This window comes from Achromobacter sp. 1014246743 (assembly GCF_059760725.1).
The window spans coordinates 1-14,645 of the sequence record NZ_JCBANA010000080.1 but is presented as its reverse complement, the minus strand read 5'-3'; the positions used below and the strand labels follow the sequence as shown (position 1 = coordinate 14,645).

Annotated in this window: 13 protein-coding genes; 7 read left to right on the top strand and 6 right to left on the bottom strand. The window is 68.5% G+C overall.

The window, feature by feature from the left end:
- The first annotated feature begins 239 nt into the window (after positions 1-239).
- Positions 240-572, top strand: coding sequence for a hypothetical protein (locus AC6LJ2_RS25670; protein WP_263911082.1), 333 nt, complete (start codon positions 240-242; stop codon positions 570-572).
- 147 nt (positions 573-719) lie between these two features.
- On the opposite strand, the gene AC6LJ2_RS25665 is transcribed toward AC6LJ2_RS25670, so the two are convergent.
- Positions 720-1,946, bottom strand: a complete 1,227-nt coding sequence (locus AC6LJ2_RS25665) for an MFS transporter (RefSeq protein WP_498152454.1) — start codon at positions 1,944-1,946, stop codon at positions 720-722.
- A gap of 235 nt (positions 1,947-2,181) precedes the next feature.
- On the opposite strand from AC6LJ2_RS25665, the gene AC6LJ2_RS25660 reads away from it, so the two are divergent.
- Together AC6LJ2_RS25660 and AC6LJ2_RS25655 are read left to right on the top strand one after the other, a co-directional pair.
- Complete coding sequence (locus tag AC6LJ2_RS25660; protein ID WP_498152453.1) at positions 2,182-3,150, top strand: GlxA family transcriptional regulator; 969 nt, start codon at positions 2,182-2,184, stop codon at positions 3,148-3,150.
- A gap of 179 nt (positions 3,151-3,329) precedes the next feature.
- The gene (locus AC6LJ2_RS25655; RefSeq protein WP_263911078.1) at positions 3,330-4,583 is read left to right on the top strand and encodes an Hsp70 family protein; all 1,254 of its coding nucleotides are present in this window, start codon (positions 3,330-3,332) and stop codon (positions 4,581-4,583) included.
- A 73-nt stretch (positions 4,584-4,656) separates the two neighbouring features.
- Here AC6LJ2_RS25655 and AC6LJ2_RS25650 read toward each other — a convergent pair whose 3' ends face one another.
- The gene (locus AC6LJ2_RS25650) at positions 4,657-5,577 is read right to left on the bottom strand and encodes a LysR family transcriptional regulator (protein WP_263911076.1); all 921 of its coding nucleotides are present in this window, start codon (positions 5,575-5,577) and stop codon (positions 4,657-4,659) included.
- A 137-nt stretch (positions 5,578-5,714) separates the two neighbouring features.
- Here AC6LJ2_RS25650 and AC6LJ2_RS25645 point away from each other — a divergent pair, with 137 nt between their 5' ends.
- From AC6LJ2_RS25645 to AC6LJ2_RS25635, 3 genes are all read left to right on the top strand, one after another.
- Positions 5,715-6,734: a zinc-dependent alcohol dehydrogenase family protein gene (locus tag AC6LJ2_RS25645; RefSeq protein WP_498152452.1), complete on the top strand. Its 1,020-nt coding sequence runs from the start codon at positions 5,715-5,717 to the stop codon at positions 6,732-6,734.
- Positions 6,735-6,869: 135 nt separating this feature from the next.
- Positions 6,870-7,457: an NUDIX domain-containing protein gene (locus tag AC6LJ2_RS25640; RefSeq protein WP_263911073.1), complete on the top strand. Its 588-nt coding sequence runs from the start codon at positions 6,870-6,872 to the stop codon at positions 7,455-7,457.
- Between the two features lie 42 nt (positions 7,458-7,499).
- The gene (locus tag AC6LJ2_RS25635) at positions 7,500-7,835 is read left to right on the top strand and encodes a 2Fe-2S iron-sulfur cluster-binding protein (protein ID WP_263911072.1); all 336 of its coding nucleotides are present in this window, start codon (positions 7,500-7,502) and stop codon (positions 7,833-7,835) included.
- A 48-nt stretch (positions 7,836-7,883) separates the two neighbouring features.
- Here AC6LJ2_RS25635 and AC6LJ2_RS25630 read toward each other — a convergent pair whose 3' ends face one another.
- The 4 genes from AC6LJ2_RS25630 to AC6LJ2_RS25615 all read right to left on the bottom strand — a co-directional run bounded on the left by AC6LJ2_RS25630 (position 7,884) and on the right by AC6LJ2_RS25615 (position 11,832).
- Positions 7,884-9,185: an MFS transporter gene (locus AC6LJ2_RS25630; RefSeq protein WP_263911070.1), complete on the bottom strand. Its 1,302-nt coding sequence runs from the start codon at positions 9,183-9,185 to the stop codon at positions 7,884-7,886.
- 143 nt (positions 9,186-9,328) lie between these two features.
- The gene (locus AC6LJ2_RS25625) at positions 9,329-10,528 is read right to left on the bottom strand and encodes a hypothetical protein (RefSeq protein ID WP_263911068.1); all 1,200 of its coding nucleotides are present in this window, start codon (positions 10,526-10,528) and stop codon (positions 9,329-9,331) included.
- Positions 10,529-10,545: 17 nt separating this feature from the next.
- Positions 10,546-11,274, bottom strand: coding sequence for a helix-turn-helix domain-containing protein (locus AC6LJ2_RS25620; RefSeq protein WP_025135762.1), 729 nt, complete (start codon positions 11,272-11,274; stop codon positions 10,546-10,548).
- Between the two features lie 129 nt (positions 11,275-11,403).
- Positions 11,404-11,832 (bottom strand): gamma-glutamylcyclotransferase, encoded by a 429-nt coding sequence (locus AC6LJ2_RS25615; RefSeq protein ID WP_263911066.1) that lies wholly within the window; start codon positions 11,830-11,832, stop codon positions 11,404-11,406.
- A gap of 139 nt (positions 11,833-11,971) precedes the next feature.
- On the opposite strand from AC6LJ2_RS25615, the gene clpB reads away from it, so the two are divergent.
- Entirely contained in the window at positions 11,972-14,578 is a 2,607-nt protein-coding gene (clpB, locus tag AC6LJ2_RS25610) for an ATP-dependent chaperone ClpB (RefSeq protein ID WP_175191854.1), read from the top strand.
- Positions 14,579-14,645: the final 67 nt, after the last annotated feature.

Genomic DNA, 14,645 nt, shown 5'->3' with positions numbered 1-14,645 from the left:
GCCGGCCAAGTCCTCTGCCGCCAACGCGTCGGGTGCGGTGGCGCCCCCCAAGCGGGCGGCCAAGCCCTGATCCGGGCGTAGCGGCCGCCGCCGGGAAACCGCAAGAAACAAATCCCGCGTCGGGCGTAGCGTCTTGGCACGCCCACGTGGGGCGCCCGGGGCTACCATAGACCGGCGCGTCACCGGACGGGGCAGTTGATCCTGGTCGGCTGGCGCGCATTCATTGATGAGAGGTCGCCATGAAAAAACTTCCGCTGTCCGCCGTCTTGCTGGCTCTGGCCTGCGTGGCCGGCGCGGCCCACGCGCAGAGCGCGGCGCCGGTCACCCAGGAATACCAATATCCCAGCCAGCGCTCCAAGGACGGCAGCCTGTCGCCGCCGTCCACCCTGCGCATGACCGTCACGCCCGACCCGAATTCGGCCCCTGTCGTGATTCGCGATTCTGCCGAAAGCCAGGCGGAATACGTGCGCTGCCGCGAGGTCTCGGACCGTGCCGCCGTGTCCAATGCCCAGATGCAGGCCGGCGTAGCGCAATGCCTGCAACAGCTGGAGCAGCGGCGTCAGCCCCAGTAGCGGCAATAGCAGCAATAGCAGCAATAGCAGCAATAGCGGCATTGGCGGCAACGGCGGCAACGGCGGAAAGTCTCAGTCCCCAGCCGTGAAGGAAAGCGCAGGCGGCCACCCTGGTTCGGATGCCTGTGCTTGACCCGCGACCGCCGCCTACGCCTGGCCGGCCATCGCTGCCTGGCGTGCCGCGCCGCGCGCCCAGTACCACGTCATCAGGCCCGCGGCCAGCACCACCGGCAGCATGGCCGCATTCAGCGCTTCCCACCCGAAGGTGTCCAGCGCCGGCCCGGCGGCCAGGGTCGCCAGGGCGGTGGCCGCATAACGCAGCATCTCGGCCGCGCCCTGGGCGCGGGCGCGTTCGGCCGGCCGGTACGACTGCGCCAGCAGCGTGGTGCCGCCCACGAACATGAAATTCCAGCCCACGCCCAGGCAGAACAGGGCCGCGTAGAACGCCGGCAGCGACGGTGACCCCATCGCAATCAATGCGCTGGCGATGTTGAGCAGCATGCCCGCCCACAGGATGCGGGCCAGGCCGAAGCGCTGGATCAGCGACCCGGCGAACAAGGCGGGCGCGTACATGCCCACCAGGTGCCATTGCATGATGCCCGCGCCATCGCCGATGGTGTGGCTGCAGGCCACGGCGGCCAGCGGCGCGGCCGTCATGATGAACATCATCGATACGGAGCCCACGACGTTGTTGGCCAGCGCCGCCACGAAGATCGGCTGGCGCGCGACCTCGCGCAGCGGCCGCGCCGGCAGGCCGGCCTGGGTATCGCCGGCGTGCCCCGGCGCCTCGATGTCGCGGTAGAACGCCCATAGCAGCACGGCCGACAGCAGCGCCAGCAGGGCCACCATCAGGTATGCGCCGGCAAAGGTGACGGGGGCAAACAGGTCGCGGCTCCAGTTCGCCAGCGCGGGGCCGGCAATGGCGGCGATGACGCCGCCGGCCATCACCACCGAGATCGCGCGGGTCTTGGCGGCCGGTTCGACCGCGTCGGCGGCGGCCAGCCGGTAATACTGGGCAAACGCCTGGAACACGCCGACCAGCGCGGTGCCGGCGCAGAAGGCCCAGAAGTCCGAATGGAACACCGCCCAGACCGAGATGCCGCCGCCCGCCGCGCCGGCCAGGGCGCCCAGCGCGAAGCCGTTGCGGCGGCCGATGCGCTGCATCAGCAGCGAGGCGAACCAGGTGACCACGGCGCCCGCCACGGTGATCAATGCGAAGGGCAGGGTGGACAGCGCCTTGTTGGGCGCCAGCATGTGGCCGGTCAGGGCCGTCAGGGTCAGGTCGATGGAGATCGCGGCAATGAACAGGCCCTGGCAGATGGCGAGCAGGCGGGCGTTGCGTTGGCCGGGGGTGGAGCGGGATGACGGGCGCATAGGGGCGGCGGGCAGGAAAGAGACGGACCCCGGCCAGGGGCGGCGCGGGGGATCGGGGCACGAAGTACGAGGCTCGGGTTTGACAGCGCTTACTGTAGTGAGGCAGACTTTGGCGTAAATGACATAATTCCCTTAAAAAACGCCATCGTGTTCCCCAGGCCTGAATGACCTGCCTTGCAGACCGATGCGCGCCGGAATCCATGCCAGGCCTTTTCAATCGCTACAGGCGCTTGCCATGCCCCATGTCGTCGCTTTCCTGCTCGTGCCCGACTTCCAGCTGCTGGACATGTCCGGCCCCGCCGCCGTGTTCCAGACCGCGGGCGCCCTGGCGCACACGGCGGCCGGGCCCGCCTACACAGTGCTGACGGTATCGGAACAGGGCGGCCTGGTGCGCAGCACCAGCGGCATCGAGATCCAGACCCGCCCCTGGCGCGGCCTGCGGGCCGACACCCTGATCGTCTCGGGCGGCGAGGGCGCGCGCGAATTCGCCGTCACGCCCGGCATGCGGCGTTATCTGCACGCCCAGCGACAGGCGGGTCGACGGCTGGCCAGCGTCTGCACCGGCGCCTTCGTGCTGGCGGGCGCCGGGTTGCTGGATGGCCTGCGCGCCACCACTCACTGGCGCCGCGCGGCCGCGCTGGCGCGCAACCATCCGAGCGTGCGGGTCGACGCCGACAAGATCCACATCCGCGATGGCGATACCTGGACGTCGGCCGGCATCACCGCCGGCATCGACCTGGCGCTGGCGATGGTCGAAACCGACCTGGGGGCCGACCTGGCCGCGGAGACCGCACGAGAAATGGTGGTGTACCACCGGCGCTCGGGCGGCCAATCGCAGTTCTCGGCATTGCAGGACCTGGCGCCCGAGAGCGACCGCATGCGGGCAGTCCTGGAACACATCCGCAGGCATCTCGGCACGGCGCTGTCCGTGGACCAGTTGGCCGAAGTGGCCTGCGTCAGCCCGCGCCAGTTCCTGCGCAGCTTCAAGGCCGAAACCGGCGAAACGCCGGCCAAGGCGGTCGAGCGCATTCGCGCCGAAGCCGCGCGCGGCCTGATCGCGGCGGGCGACAGCAGCATTGAAAGCATCGCGCGGCGGGTCGGCTTCACCGATACCGAGCGCATGCGGCGGGCATTCCTGCGCGTCTACGGCCAACCGCCGCAGGCGCTGCGGCGGGCGGCCCGAAGCCAGGCTGCCACCGCCTGACAGGGCGTCTGCCGGGCCAGGATCGCCAGGCGGGTCCGGTTAGCGCGGGCACGGGCCCCGCCGCCGCGCCATGACCCTGGTTTTCGTCGCGACAGCACTGCGCCGCCCGGGGTGACATGGCATTTCGGGCGGTTGCGGCTACACTTGTCCGCCGTTTTGCTTTCAGCCCCCGAATTTCCATGATTTCCACCGCATGCGGCGTCGACTTCGGCACGTCGAACTCCACCGTCGGCTGGAGCCGCCCCGACCAGCGCGCGCTTCTCGCCCTTGAAGACGGCAAGACCACCTTGCCCTCGGCCATTTTCTTCCACGACGAAGATGCCGAGGTCAGCTACGGCCGCGCGGCCATCTCCGACTACCTGGCGGGCTACGACGGGCGCCTGATGCGCTCGATGAAGAGCCTGCTGGGCAGTTCGCTCATCGACGGCTCGACCGAGGTGCAGGGCCGCTCGATTCCGTTTCGCGTGCTGCTCACGCGCTTCATCGCCGAACTCAAGCGCCGTGCCGAAACCGCCGCCGGGCGCGAGTTCACGCGCGCCGTGCTGGGCCGGCCGGTGTTCTTCGTGGACGACAACACGGCCGCCGACCAGACCGCGCAGGACACGCTGGGTGAAATCGCGCGCAGCGTCGGCTTTACCGACATCGAATTCCAGTTCGAACCGCTGGCCGCCGCATTCGACTACGAATCGCAGATCGACCGCGAAGAGCTGGTGCTGGTCATCGACATCGGCGGCGGTACCTCGGACTTTTCGCTGATCCGCCTGGGGCCCGACCGCGCCGGCAAGGCCGACCGCCGTGAAGACATCCTGGCCTACGGCGGCGTGCACATCGGCGGGGTCGACTTCGACAAGCAGCTGAGCCTGGCGCACGTCATGCCGCTGTTGGGCCTGGGCAGCCAGCTGCGCAGCGGCAAGGACGTGCCGTCCACGCAGTACGGCAACCTGGCCTGCTGGCACACCATCAACCAGGCCTACACCCGCAAGGCGGCCGAGCATTTCGCCTACATCCGCGCCGAAGCCGGCGACCGCGAAAAGATCGACCTGCTGCTCAACCTGATCAAGCAGCGCGCCGGCCACTGGGTGGCGGTGCAGGTGGAAGAGGCCAAGATCGCGTTGTCCGAATCCCCGGCCGCCCGCATCGACCTGTCGCGCATCGCCCCTGACCTGGGCGTGGACGTCACCCGTCCGTCATTCGATGCCAGCGTGGCGCGCCTGATCGAAAAGGTCGAGCAGACCGTGGGCGCGTTGTTGCGCGATGCGGGCGTGGCCACGACGGAAGTGGACACGGTGTTCTTCACCGGTGGCTCCAGCCGCGTGCCGCGCCTGCGCGAAAGCGTGTCGGCCCTGGTGCCGGGTGCGCGCAGCGTGGAAGGCGACCTGTTCGGCAGCATCGGCGCGGGTCTGGCGCTGGACGCGCGCCGCAAGTTCGACTGATCGCCGCCGGGTCGGCCTTCGCCTGCCTCGCCCGCACGGCCTGGATACGGACCTGGCCGGCGCTGACCCGTGCCTACTTGGCCAGCATTGCCGGCACCCGCTCGGCCAGCGCGTCGATCGCCACGCGCGTGCGCGACGGCAGGTAGCGCGCCTGCGGCCAGACGGCGTGCACGTCGTGCGCGGCCATCATGTCGCCGTGCATCAGCACTTCCAGCTCGCCTGAACGCACATAGTGCGTCAGCATCCAGCACGGCAGCCACGCCAGCCCCGCGCCCGCGATGGCGGCGTCGGCGATGGCCTGCAGATCATCGAACCGCAGCCGCGGCGAGACGTGCAGCTGGATCACCTTGCCATCCGGCCCCATGACCGACCAGCCTTTCTCGACGCCGCCGTGGGCATAGACCACGCCCACGTGCTGGCGCATCTCGTCCAGCGTGGCCGGGCGGCCGTGGGCGGCGATATAGGCGGGTGAGGCGCCGATGCCCATGGTCTGCATGCCCAGGCGGCGCGCGGCCAGGCTGGCACTATCGGGCAGGCGGCCGATGCGGATGCCCAGGTCGTAGCCTTCCTCGATCAGGTCCACCACGCGGTCGTTGAAGGAAATGTCGATCTGCAGTTGCGGATACTGCAGGGCCAGTTCACGCAGCACCGGCGCCACGCAGTGCCGGCCGAACACCAGCGGCGCGCTCACCCGCAGGCGGCCTTGCGGCGAACGCCGGCCGCTGTCCAGCTCGGCCTCGGCGTCGTGCAGTTCCGCCAGCGCGCGCACGCAGCGGTCGTAATAGGCCTGGCCGGCGTCAGTCAGGCTTTGCTGGCGGGTGGTGCGGTGAAACAGCCGCGTGCCCAGCCGGGCTTCGAGGCGGGCAATGGCTTTGCCCACCGCCGAGCGGGTCAGGTTCAGGCGGTCGGCGGCCAGCGCGAAGCTGCCGGCCTCGGCGGCCTGCACGAAGACCTCGATGCCGCCCAGTCGGTCGTGGGGCGTGGGGGTGGCCATGATGATTGGTGCCTTGGTGGAAGCATTCAGTGGAAAAAATGCCGCCACTGGATAGTTTGGTTCCCGGATATCGTAACCCTACCGTGCCGCGCCGTCATGGCCGGCTTCCAGAACCCGATTCATCAAGGACCCTCATCATGCAGGCATACCAGATCAGCGGCGGGCAGGGCATCGGCTCGCTCAAGCGCGTGACGCTCACCTCGCGCGAACTCGGCCCGTTCGAGGTGCGCGTGCGCATCAAGGCCGTATCGCTGAACTTTCGCGACCTGATGGTCGCGCGCGGCGACTATCTGAAGACCTCGGGCAGCCCCGTCATTCCGGCGTCCGACGCCGCCGGCGAAGTCGTGGCCGCAGGTGCCGGCGTGACGCGTTTCAAGGCCGGCGACCGCGTCATGGGCGCCTTCATGCCCAACTGGATCGACGGCGACCCCACGCCCGTCAACACCGCGCTGGCCCCCGGCGCGGCGACCGACGGCGTGCTGGCCACCGAAGCGGTCTACGCCGAGCACGGCCTGGTGGCGATTCCGGATTCGCTGTCGGACGAGCAGGCCGCCACGTTGCCCTGCGCGGCCGTCACGGCCTGGAATGCCTTGTTCGTCGCCGGCCGCGCCCGCGCCGGCCAGACCGCCTTGTTGCTGGGCACCGGCGGGGTATCGATCTGGGGCCTGCAACTGGCCAAGGCCGCGGGCCTGCGCGCCATCATCACCTCGTCCAGCACCGACAAGCTGGCGCGCGCCCGCGAACTGGGCGCCGACGGCCTGATCAACTATCGCGACACCCCGCAATGGCAGGATGAAGTGCTGCGCCTCACGCACGGCGAAGGCGCGCACGTGGTGCTGGAAGTGGGGGGCGAGGGGACGCTCGTGCGCTCGGTGGCGTCGGCGCGCATGGGCGGCACCATCGGCATCATCGGCGGGGTCAGCGGTTTTTCCGCCACGCCGGTATCGCCGCTGGCGCTGATCGCCGGCAGCAAGCGCCTGGAAGGCATTTTCGTGGGCAGCCGCAAGATGCTGGAAGACGTGACGCGGCTGGTGCACACCGCGCGTATCGCGCCGGTGATCGACCGCGTGTTCGGTTTTGACCAAGCGCCGGCCGCCTTCGAACACCTGGCCTCGGGACGCCACTTCGGCAAGATCGTGATCCGCATCGACGCCTGACGGGTGGGCCGGGCCGGCGCCGATGACGCGCAGGCGGCGTCATCGGGTCGGTTGTCGCAAGCGCGATGGTAAGCTGCAAGCTTGCCCGCCGGGCCGCCTGTTGCGCCCGCCGCTTGACTGCCGACCCGTCCCGCCATGATCCACAAGCCCGATTCGCACCTGTTCGAAGAACGCGTTGCCAGCGAAGCGCCCTACGAGGGCCGCTTCCTCAAGATCCGCAACGACACCGTCCGCCTGCCCAACGGCCATACGTCCACGCGTGAATACGTGGTGCATCCCGGCGCGGTGGTGGTGATTCCGCTGCTGGACGACGGCCGCGTGCTGCTCGAACGCCAGTACCGCTACCCGGTCGGCCAGGTGATGACGGAATTTCCCGCCGGCAAGCTGGACCCGGGCGAAGACCCGCTGGTCTGCGGCCAGCGCGAACTGCTCGAAGAAACCGGCTACACCGCCACGCAATGGGCCCGCGCCGGCGCCCTGCACCTGGCCATCGCCTATTCCACCGAGATCATCCACATCTACTTTGCACGCGGCCTGCGCGCCGGCCCGCAGCAACTGGACCCGGACGAATTCCTGGACGTCTTCAGCGCCCAGCCGGCCGACCTGATCGCCGCCTGCGCCCAGGGCCAGGTCACCGACGCCAAGACCCTGACCTGCGTGCTGTGGCTGCAGAACGTGCTGTCCGGCGCCTGGCAGCTGGACTGGCAAGACCATCCGGCCTGAGGCCCGCCGCGCCCTCGGCCGTTGTTCGCCCCCGGTTCCGCCATGCCCGCCTTTCCCGTGCTGCTGCAACCGTCCGGCCTGCGTTTCGAGGCCGACGCCGACACGCCCGTGCTGGCCGCCGCGCAGGCCGCGGGCATCAAGCTGCCCAGCTCGTGCCGCAACGGCACCTGTCGCGCCTGCATGTGCCTGCTGCTGGCAGGCGACATTGCCTACCGCATCGAATGGCCGGGCCTGTCGCGCGATGAAAAGGAAGAAGGCTGGATCCTGCCCTGCGTGGCCCACGCCTGTTCGCCGCTCGAGATCCAGTCCTTGCAGGCCGAACGCATCGAAGCCGCCCCGCCCGCGCCGCCGCGGCCCCTGACCGGGGCGCGGCGCTAGCCGTCCTGGGTGGCCGGGCAGACCGCCGCGTGGCGGCCGGCCCCCGCATCACTCGTGCTTGTGCATGGCCGACTGGTGCTTGGTGTCGCGCATGGTGGCGTACACCAGCAGCGAAATGAAGATCACGCCCGCCAGGTAGTAGTAGAACCATTCTTCATGGCCCTGCTGCTTGAACCACAGCGCAATGGCGGGCGCGGTGCCGCCGAAGATCGACACGGTGATTGCGTAGGGCACCGCCACGCCGGTGGCGCGGATATTGGTCGGGAACAGCTCGGCCTTCACCACGGCGTTGATCGACGTGTAGCCGGCCGTGAACACCCAGGCCGCGCAGATCAGCAGGAAGGCAATGAACGGCGACCGCGTGTGCGACAGCGTCATCAGGATCGGCACCGTCAGCGCCGCGCCCGCAATGCCGAAGAACACCAGCAGCGGTTTGCGCCCGATCTTGTCCGACAGCGCGCCATACAGCGGCTGCAGGATCAGCGCGAAGATCAGCGAGGCCGCAATGACATAGGTGGTGACGATGTCGGAGAACCCGGCCGTCTGCCGCACGAAGGTCTGCATATAGGTGGTGAAGGTGTAGAACGCCGCCGTGCCGCCGGCCGTCAGGCCCACCACGATGGCGACCTCGCGCGGATAGCGCAGCAGGCCGCGCAGCGAACTGGTCTGCGGCTTGCGCCGGCTGGCTTCCTTGTACGAATCGGTTTCCGGCATGTCGCGCCGCATCAATGCCGTGATGACGGCCAGCATCGCGCCGATCACGAACGGAATGCGCCAGCCCCATTGCACCAGCTGCTCGTGCGTCAGGAACACGTTCTGCAACAGCAGCAAGACCAGGATGGCGCATAACTGACCACCGATCAGCGTGACGTACTGGAAGCTGGAATAGAACCCCCGGTGCTCGGGGTCGGCGATCTCGGTCAGGTAGGTGGCGCTGGCGCCATACTCGCCGCCCAGGCTCAGCCCTTCGATCACCCGCGCCAGGGCCAGCAGCGCCGGCGCGGCCAGGCCGATGGACGCATAGGTGGGCGTGACCGCGATGATGAGCGAACCCACGCACATCATGCCCACCGACACCATCAATGACAGCCGTCGCCCGTGCCGGTCGGCCAGGTGGCCGAACAGCCAGCCGCCCAGCGGCCGCACGATGAAGCCGGCCGCGAACAGCGTGGCTGCATTCAGCTGCTGGACGACGGGGTCGTGCGAGGGGAAAAAGGCGGGGGCGAAGTACAGGGCGAAGGCGGTATAGGCGTAGAAGTCATACCACTCCACCAGGTTGCCCATGGAGCCGACGAAGATGGCCTTGATACGGCGTTTGGCGTCGGGCATGTCCAGATACGATTGGGTCATCGCTGTCTTCCAGGGAAGTCCGTACCCCCTTATCTTGCGCCCGCGGGCGCAAAAATGCACCCCTGTATCTCATTGAATTTATTCAGCTTTTGGTCAGAATGGCGGTGCGGCCCGCGCCGCGCGGGCGGCCGGAAAACGGGGCCTTACTTGCCCGGCGGCGCGATCACCGAGCAGGCTGCGGCGCCAGGGGGCGCGATGGCGTTTTCGCCCAGCAGGGCGCGCACGCCGCAGACCGAGCCGAACATGCCCTGGTTCTCGTGCCCCACGCCGGCCACTTCGAAACCCGCGCGGTGCAGGGTCACGGGCTTGGCGCCGCGGCTGGCCACGATGCGCTCGTATTGCAGGTAGGCAGTGCCGCGCGCCAGCCGGGTGGCGCCCTGGGCCTCGGCGCCGCAGGTCTTGTCCAGCAGGCGGTGTTCGGGGTTGTTGTCGGCGCCGCCCAGCAGATAGGTCACGTCGCGCGCGGCGTAGCGCACGAACAGCTTGTCGTCGGCGGCGTCGTGCGCGTAGGGCGGCAGCTTGTCGGTGCCGTACTTGTACTGGTTGTAGGTGGGGCAGATGCCGCGTTCGTAGGGCGCGTAGCCCTTGCCGTCCGGGCGCGGGCGCTCGTTGGTCAGGTACAGGTAGGACGAGGGGTTCGCCACCACGTAGCGCAGCGCCACGCCGTCGCGGCGCAGCGGGCCGTCGAGCTGGTTCAGCACGGCGTAGCGTTGCACCAGCTGGGCGCCGCCGGAATGCCCGGCCAGCACGATGCCGGCCAGCGTGGGCAGGCGCTTGCGGTCGTCCAGGCTGCGCAGCAGGTCGTCGATGACCTGGAACGAACTGACCGGCGCCGGCCGGCCCGCGGCCTGCACGCTGTCCTCGCCGTCTTCCCAGCCGGACTTGCGCCAGGCGGCCATGCCGGCAAAGCCGGAATCGATCACGCCGACAAACCGCGGCGCCAGGATCAGGGTGTCGCCCGCGCGCGCCGGGTTGGCGGCCAGCAGGGTGGCGGCGGTTTCGTAATAGCGGTCGGCGTCGCGCTTGACGCCATGGAAGACGATGACGATTTGCTTGATATCGCGCAGGTCGTCGCGCGCCAGGTTGCGGTTAGCATAAACCGGTATCTTGTAGCGGCGGCCGGGCTTGCCCAGCTCAAGCGTCTGCCAGCGCGGCACCGCCACGCGCTTGGGCGCGGGCGTGGCTTCGTCGTAGTTGTAGGGGTCGGGCAGCGGCGTCTGGGCGCGTACGGCCGCAGGGGCCAGCAGCGCCAGGGCCAGGGCGGCCACCGCCGCGGCCCCGGCGGCACGCGCGCGCCGCGGAGACGGCGTCGGCGATGACGGGGCGGCGGGCGCGCGGTACATGGCGCGGGCAGGCAGGGTCAGCAGCCTTCGTGGCCCAGCAGCTGCTTGAGCGCGGGCAGGTCCAGGATGCGGACTTCGCGCTGGTTGATGCGGATCAGGCCGTCGCGGGCAAAGCGCGAGAACAGCCGGCTGACGGTTTCCAGCGTCAGGCCCAGGAAATTGCCGATTTCCTCGCGGCTCATGCGCAGCACGAACTCGGTGGACGAATAGCCCAGCGAGGCGTAGCGCTGCGACAGGTTCAGCAGGAAGGCGGCCAGGCGCTGTTCCGAACGCATCGAGCCCAGCGAGGCCAGCATCTGGTGCGACCGGGTGATCTCGCGGCTCATGAGGCGGCGAAACTGCTGTTGCAGCGACGGCAGGTGCGTGGCAACGCGGTCGACTTCGTTCAGGCGGATCACGCAGACTTCGGAGTCTTCCAGTGCGACGGCGGCCGACACGTGCTTGCCTTCCAGCATGCCGTCCATGCCGACGATTTCGCCGGGCAGGTGGAAACCGGTGATCTGGATCTGGCCGGTGGCGTCTTCAAGCTGCGTCTTCAGGCTGCCAAAGCGCACCCCGTAGACGGCATCAAGGGGATTGTCCAGCGAATACAGCGTTTTGCCTTTTTCAAGGCGCACGCGCTCTTTCACCAGTTCGTCCAGCTTTTCGACTTCGGCGGCGGCCATGCCGACCGGGACACACACGTGGCCCAGCATACACGTGGAACAGTGGGCGGCATCAGGGGCAACGGGGACCCGTTTTTGCATACGATGACCTCTAAAGTGGCCGGGCCTGGCGGGTAGCCGGGCAGGCGCAAAGCGTGAGACAGGTATCTATTGTAGTCCGTTGTTACTACGGGTGTCTTACGGGGTGGACAGGGGGCGGCCGCCGGGGACTTATCCGGCCGCCGGCCGGGCACGCCGGTAGGCCACCCAGTCGTCCCCCGCCACGTCGCGGGCCGCGCCGCGCAGGGCGGGGTCGATCGGGTAGTACTCGCAGGTCACGGGGGCGGCCCCGGCCGGGTCCAGGGGCTGGGCCAGCACCGTGCGGCGCACGAAGCAGCAGGGCTGGCCGGGCACGTATTCCTCGATCTCGTCCATCAGGGCGACGAGATCGGGCGTGACCTCGTAGATGTCGCCCAGCACCTGGCGTCCGTCGGCCACGGGGATCAGCCCCGGCCAGTCGCCGAAGTCCACCAGCGTGCCGGGCACGGTGGCCGCGCCCACATGCCGGGCAGGCGCCAGGCCGCGAGCCGCGGCGGCTTGCGCCAGATCATTGATTTCGCCCGCGCGTAGCGTGCCGTAGACAAAAACGTATATGCTCATAGTTCAGATTGTTGCGGTACGCGGATCCGTCCACGAGGCCCGGCCAGGTGTTGAAATTTTCGCATCCGGCCGCATATTCAGGTCATCGAGCCCGCCGGCATGTATCGGTCAGGCTCCTCAACAAGCCACTACGACCATTATGCGATTCGACAAACTGACTACCAAGTTCCAGCAAGCCCTGGCCGACGCTCAAAGTCTGGCCGCCCGCAACGACCATCCCTATATCGAGCCCGTCCACGTGCTGTCGGCGCTGCTGTCCGACCCCGACAGCGGCGCGGGCAGCCTGCTGGCGCGCGCCGGCGTGGCCGTCAACCGCTTGCAGCCGGCGCTGGACAGCGCCTTCAAGTCGCTGCCGCAGGTGCAGGGCGAAGACAACGTCCAGGTGGGCCGCGACCTGCAGGGCGTGCTGACCCGCACCGACAAGGAAGCCGCGCGCCGCGGCGACACCTACATCGCCAGCGAACTGTTCCTGCTGGCCCTGGCCGACGACAAGGGCGAAGCGGGCCGTATCCTGCGTGAAGCCGGCCTCCAGAAAAAGGCCCTGGAAGCCGCCATCGACGCCGTGCGCGGCGGCGAGAACGTGTCCGGCGCCGAAGGCGAATCCAATCGCGAAGCCCTGTCCAAGTACACGATGGACCTGACCGAGCGCGCCCGCCAGGGCAAGCTCGACCCGGTCATCGGCCGCGACGACGAAATCCGCCGCACCATCCAGATCCTGCAACGCCGCACCAAGAACAACCCGGTCCTGATCGGCGAACCCGGCGTGGGCAAGACCGCCATCGTCGAAGGCCTGGCGCAGCGCATCGTCAACGACGAAGTGCCCGAGACCCTGCGCGGCAAGCGCGTGCTGTCGCTCGACCTGGCCGCGCTGCTGGCCGGCGCCAAGTTCCGCGGCGAATTCGAAGAACGCCTGAAGGCCGTGCTCAAAGAGCTGTCGCTGGACGACGGCAGCAACATCGTCTTCATCGACGAGCTGCACACCATGGTCGGCGCCGGCAAGGCCGAAGGCGCGATGGACGCGGGCAACATGCTCAAGCCGGCGCTGGCGCGCGGCGAGCTGCACTGCATCGGCGCCACCACGCTGGACGAATACCGCAAGTACATCGAAAAGGATGCCGCGCTGGAACGCCGCTTCCAGAAGGTGCTGGTCGACGAACCCGATGTCGAGTCCACCATCGCCATCCTGCGCGGCCTGCAAGAGCGCTACGAGATCCACCACGGCGTCGAGATCACCGACCCGGCCATCGTGGCCGCGGCCGAACTCTCGCATCGCTACATCACCGACCGCTTCCTGCCCGACAAGGCCATCGACCTGATCGATGAAGCCGGCGCGCGCATCCGCATGGAAATCGATTCCAAGCCGGAAGTGATGGACAAACTCGACCGCCGCATCATCCAGCTCAAGATCGAGCGCGAAGCCGTCAAGAAGGAAACCGACGACGCGTCCAAGCGCCGCCTGGGCGTCATCGAAGAAGAACTGGAAAAGCTGCAACGCGAATACAACGACTTCGAGGAAATCTGGAAGGCCGAGAAGGCTGCGGTGCAAGGCACCCAGGCCATCAAGGAAGAAATCGACAGCGTGCGCGCCGAAATGGCCGAACTGCAGCGCAAGGGCCAGTTCGACAAGCTGGCCGAACTGCAATACGGCAAGCTGCCCGACCTGGAAGCGCGCCTGAAGGCCGCTGAAGTGGGCGCGGCCCAGGCCGCCGAAGAAGCCGAAGGCGGCGAAGGCCGGCCGCGGCTCTTGCGCACCCGCGTCGGCGCCGAGGAAATCGCCGAGGTCGTGTCGCGCGCCACCGGCATTCCGGTGTCCAAGATGATGCAGGGCGAACGCGAAAAGCTGCTGCACATGGAAGACTACCTGCACAAGCGCGTGGTCGGCCAGGACGAGGCCGTGCGCCTGGTGTCCGACGCCATCCGGCGTTCGCGCGCCGGCCTGGCGGACCCGTCGCGGCCCTATGGCTCGTTCCTGTTCCTGGGCCCCACGGGCGTGGGCAAGACCGAGCTGACGCGCGCGCTGGCCGAGTTCCTGTTCGACTCCGAAGAGCACATGATCCGCATCGACATGAGCGAATTCATGGAAAAGCACTCGGTGGCGCGGCTGATCGGCGCGCCCCCCGGATACGTGGGCTACGAAGAAGGCGGCTACCTGACCGAAGCCGTGCGCCGCAAGCCGTATAGCGTGGTGCTGCTCGATGAAGTCGAAAAGGCCCATCCGGACGTCTTCAACGTGCTGCTGCAAGTGCTGGACGACGGCCGCCTGACCGACGGCCAGGGCCGCACGGTGGACTTCCGCAACACGGTCATCGTGATGACGTCCAACCTGGGCTCGCACCACATCCAGAGCCTGGCTGGCAAGCCGTACGACGTGGTCAAGGAAGTGGTCTGGGACGAGCTCAAGCAGACGCTGCGGCCCGAGTTCCTGAACCGCATCGACGAAGTCGTGGTGTTCCATGGCCTGGAAGCGCAGCACATCGAGTCCATCGCCCGCATCCAGCTGCGCCGCCTGGCCGAGCGCCTGGAAAAGCAGGAGATGCGCCTGGAAGTGACCGAACCGGCGCTGGCGGAACTGGCCCGTGGCGGTTTCGATCCGGTGTTCGGGGCGCGGCCGCTCAAGCGCGCGATCCAGCAGCAGATCGAGAACCCGGTCGCCCGGTTGATCCTGGAAGGCCAGTTCGGCCCGCGCGACGTGGTGCCGGTGGATTGGCGCGACGGCAAGTTCGTCTTTACGCGCACCTTGCAGTAAACCGCGCCCTCGGCGCGGCGAGGTGGCTGCCTCGCCTGGCGCAAAGGCCCCGCCCGGGAAACCGGGC

What these genes read in the sequence shown, in the direction of transcription:
- AC6LJ2_RS25615 (WP_263911066.1), bottom strand. Translation starts at nt 11,832, where the DNA reads ATGAGCATATACGTTTTTGTCTACGGCACGCTACGCGCGGGCGAAATC.
- AC6LJ2_RS25650 (WP_263911076.1), bottom strand. Translation starts at nt 5,577, where the DNA reads ATGGCCACCCCCACGCCCCACGACCGACTGGGCGGCATCGAGGTCTTC.
- AC6LJ2_RS25670 (WP_263911082.1), top strand. Translation starts at nt 240, where the DNA reads ATGAAAAAACTTCCGCTGTCCGCCGTCTTGCTGGCTCTGGCCTGCGTG.
- AC6LJ2_RS25625 (WP_263911068.1), bottom strand. Translation starts at nt 10,528, where the DNA reads ATGTACCGCGCGCCCGCCGCCCCGTCATCGCCGACGCCGTCTCCGCGG.
- AC6LJ2_RS25635 (WP_263911072.1), top strand. Translation starts at nt 7,500, where the DNA reads ATGCCCGCCTTTCCCGTGCTGCTGCAACCGTCCGGCCTGCGTTTCGAG.
- AC6LJ2_RS25640 (WP_263911073.1), top strand. Translation starts at nt 6,870, where the DNA reads ATGATCCACAAGCCCGATTCGCACCTGTTCGAAGAACGCGTTGCCAGC.
- clpB (WP_175191854.1), top strand. Translation starts at nt 11,972, where the DNA reads ATGCGATTCGACAAACTGACTACCAAGTTCCAGCAAGCCCTGGCCGAC.
- AC6LJ2_RS25655 (WP_263911078.1), top strand. Translation starts at nt 3,330, where the DNA reads ATGATTTCCACCGCATGCGGCGTCGACTTCGGCACGTCGAACTCCACC.
- AC6LJ2_RS25645 (WP_498152452.1), top strand. Translation starts at nt 5,715, where the DNA reads ATGCAGGCATACCAGATCAGCGGCGGGCAGGGCATCGGCTCGCTCAAG.
- AC6LJ2_RS25620 (WP_025135762.1), bottom strand. Translation starts at nt 11,274, where the DNA reads ATGCAAAAACGGGTCCCCGTTGCCCCTGATGCCGCCCACTGTTCCACG.
- AC6LJ2_RS25665 (WP_498152454.1), bottom strand. Translation starts at nt 1,946, where the DNA reads ATGCGCCCGTCATCCCGCTCCACCCCCGGCCAACGCAACGCCCGCCTG.
- AC6LJ2_RS25660 (WP_498152453.1), top strand. Translation starts at nt 2,182, where the DNA reads ATGCCCCATGTCGTCGCTTTCCTGCTCGTGCCCGACTTCCAGCTGCTG.
- AC6LJ2_RS25630 (WP_263911070.1), bottom strand. Translation starts at nt 9,185, where the DNA reads ATGACCCAATCGTATCTGGACATGCCCGACGCCAAACGCCGTATCAAG.